This is a genomic window from Vibrio sp. OPT46, from assembly GCF_015163535.1.
GTDB lineage: Bacteria > Pseudomonadota > Gammaproteobacteria > Enterobacterales > Vibrionaceae > Vibrio > Vibrio alginolyticus.
This window is the reverse complement of sequence record NZ_JADDYG010000479.1, coordinates 1-477: the sequence shown is the minus strand read 5'-3', so window position 1 is coordinate 477 and position 477 is coordinate 1. Positions and strand designations below refer to the sequence as shown.

Sequence of the window (477 nt, the reverse complement as noted above, 5' to 3'; positions counted from 1 at the left end):
TAATTTAATTATCTGACGTTTGGTGATAATTAGTGATTAATGTATCAAAAACTTCATTTTAAATACGCCCTGTTATATCTTTAAATAAGATTTAATTTAAGCGTTTTTTATAAAAAATAATAGTTAATATGAACCAACTCCCAATTATTATTGAGAGTGTAAAGGATGTTAAACTATTGAGACATCAAGTCCACTAGTTGTACCTTTAACAATAATTTCATCAAACGTCTTATCATTAAGAATTGCATGCAATATTTCATGAGAAATCTTCGGAAGCAATGTATTTTCTATGGTTGTTTGTACCACACGCGCACCACTCCCAGACTCATTGCTATTGTCTACAATATCATTAATTAGTTCCTCATCAAAAAATAGGTCAGCGTTATAGTGCTTACGAATACGAGTCGTAATTTTATCCAACTTTAATTTTGTTATTTCTATCAATACTTTTCTTGATAGAGGCAAATAAGGTAATAC

The 477-nt window shown here is 29.1% G+C and carries 1 pseudogene; it reads right to left on the bottom strand.

What is annotated here, in order from left to right:
- Positions 1–168: 168 nt before the first annotated feature.
- Positions 169–477: pseudogene (locus IQR33_RS20000) on the bottom strand (type VI secretion system ATPase TssH); the annotation flags it as partial.